Source organism: Limnofasciculus baicalensis BBK-W-15, from assembly GCF_024178385.1.
Classification (GTDB): Bacteria; Cyanobacteriota; Cyanobacteriia; order Cyanobacteriales; family Coleofasciculaceae; genus Limnofasciculus; species Limnofasciculus baicalensis.
The window spans coordinates 1-2,531 of record NZ_JAMZMM010000588.1 but is presented as its reverse complement, the minus strand read 5'-3'; the positions used below and the strand labels follow the sequence as shown (position 1 = coordinate 2,531).

The 2,531-nt window shown below is 43.6% G+C and carries 2 protein-coding genes; both read left to right on the top strand.

The window, feature by feature from the left end; genetic code table 11:
• Positions 1-1,194: protein kinase domain-containing protein (locus tag NJ959_RS28420; RefSeq protein ID WP_444881962.1), on the top strand; the 1,194-nt coding region annotated here is incomplete at its 5' end.
• Positions 1,195-1,463: 269 nt separating this feature from the next.
• A complete protein-coding gene (gene ilvC / locus NJ959_RS28415) occupies positions 1,464-2,462 on the top strand; it encodes a ketol-acid reductoisomerase (protein WP_254015120.1) in 999 nt (332 codons plus the stop codon).
• The last annotated feature ends 69 nt before the right edge of the window (positions 2,463-2,531 follow it).

The following is a 2,531-nucleotide window of genomic DNA, read 5'->3' as shown; positions in this document are numbered from 1 at the left end:
TTCTCAGATCGAGGAGAGGATCGACTCGTATTAATTGATTTTGGCACAGCGCGAGAAGTGACTCGCACCTACCTTGCCAAACTTAGCGCAGGACATCGGATTACCGCAATTGTTTCCACAGGCTACACCGCACCGGAACAAGCAACTGGGGATGCCACAGCCCGATCGGATTTCTTTTCTTTGGGCAGAACATTTGTCTATTTACTAACAGGACAACATCCCGATACAATGTACTCCAATCGAACAGATGATTTGAACTGGCGGGATTATACTTCCGGCATTTCACCTCAATTTTTAGATCTAATCGATTGGTTAATGGAGCGAGATTTCCGTCAACGCCCTGCTAATGCCAGAGAAATTTTAGATCGAATTGCAGTAATTGAAGGGCAAACAATTGGGGCATCAACAACAACTGTAAATTTTGGTGGGAGTACCACTACCCAACTACCGGAAGCAACATTGCCCTCACAAGATGAAGGGCGACAAAGATGGTTACTCCTCGCTTTTTTAATCTTCCTCCTAGTCACATGGGGATTAATCACCCTAACCGCTTTAGGCTTTTCCTATTCAGAAAGGAGTTGGTTAGCACCTAACGCCCAAGCGCCACAGAAAAAAGGTGATGTAGATTATTTTCCCTACGTTGAAGGAAAGGATAGCCAAGGAAAAACCGCTGAATTTAATATAGCCGTACTATCGAGAGAATATAAATGGCAACTTGGTAGCTCATCTCAAGTTAACTATGGCGGAAAACTGATCCCAGTTGAATCATTACAGTCTAATTTAACAGAAGAAGGAATCCAGAAAATTATGAATAATCCCAGTGAAATTATTTCAGTGGGAACCGCTTCATGTGAAGGTTCCCCAGCCACAGAAGAAGCCAGGGCTTTTGGAAGATCTGAACAAATCCAACTTTTAGGCAAAAAGTTATTTCGAGATGTGGGTAGCGTGAAGAATTATCGGTTATTAAATTTGGGACAATTTCGAGGTAAAAATTGTCAAACAAATCAGGATGAAACTGCTTACCAAAGAAGTATTATTCTGATTGGTGTGGGTAAGAAAACAGATGGAGTAATTCTGGATGAGGCTTTGCGCTCCCGCTTAGAAGCTAAACCTTTTGGTGATTTCCAGATTCAAGACTATTCTTTGGGATCTAAAGAGAAATTTAAAACTATTCCTAGTCGGCTGAATGAGTAACCACTCATCTCAATTCGGCGGTTGAAACCGCAGCTACACAGACAAAACCCGCCTTCGCGGGTTAATAAATCCTTAATTTTTCATATTCCGCGCAGGCGGAATTTGTTTGTGTAGCTGCGAATGAAATTCGCCCAGGCTGATTTCAACTCTCCTTCTTTACTCTTGTCTGTTCCCTTTTTTTGTAACTATTAAATTATGTGGGTACATGTTTTGCGGTAAAATCGAGAGTTCGCAGTTAATCGCCACATTTATAGGAAGGAGATGCTTCTATGGCTCGGATGTATTATGATGCTGATGCTAACCTAGACCTACTCGCAGGTAAAACAATCGCGATCGTGGGTTATGGTTCTCAAGGTCACGCCCACGCCCTAAACTTGAAAGATAGTGGCATGAATGTCATTGTCGGGCTGTATCCGGGTAGTAAGTCTGCCGCGAAAGCTGAAGCCGCAGGTGTGAAAGTCCATACCGTTGCTGATGCAGCAAAGGCTGCTGACTTAATTATGATTCTGCTCCCAGATGAGGTGCAGAAAACGATTTACAAAGAAGAAATTGAACCCAATCTAGAAGATGGGAATATTTTAGCTTTTGCCCACGGCTTTAATATTCATTTCGCTCAAGTTGTCCCGCCACCGGGAGTAGATACAATTATGGTAGCACCCAAAGGACCGGGACATTTGGTGCGGCGCACTTACGAGCAAGGGGAAGGCGTACCTTGTTTATTTGCAGTATATCAGGATGCCACAGGACAAGCTCGCGATCGCGCGATGGCTTATGCTAAAGGTATTGGTGGTACTCGTGCAGGTATTTTGGAAACTACTTTCCGCGAAGAAACGGAAACTGATTTATTTGGGGAACAAGCAGTGCTTTGTGGTGGCTTGAGTGCCTTAATTAAAGCGGGATTTGAAACCCTAGTTAATGCAGGTTATCAACCAGAATTAGCTTATTTTGAATGTCTCCACGAAGTTAAACTTATTGTTGATTTAGTGGTAGAAGGCGGTTTGGCCAAGATGCGCGATAGCATTTCTAATACTGCTGAATATGGTGATTATACTCGCGGACCACGCATTGTCACCGATCAAACCCGTGCAGAAATGCGGAAAATTCTTACCGAAATTCAATCAGGGCAATTTGCCCGCGAGTTTGTGTTAGAAAAGCAGGCAGGGAAACCCGGATTTACTGCCATGCGCCGTCAGGTAGCCGAACATCCAATTGAAGAAGTAGGTAAAGATTTACGCGCCATGTTTAGCTGGCTGAAGAAAAACTCTTAGAAAATGGGGAAATGGGGAAGAGAGTTGTGAGTTTTGAGTTTTGAGTTCCCTACTCCCTACTCCCCACTC

What these genes read in the sequence shown, in the direction of transcription:
- ilvC (WP_254015120.1), top strand. Translation starts at nt 1,464, where the DNA reads ATGGCTCGGATGTATTATGATGCTGATGCTAACCTAGACCTACTCGCA.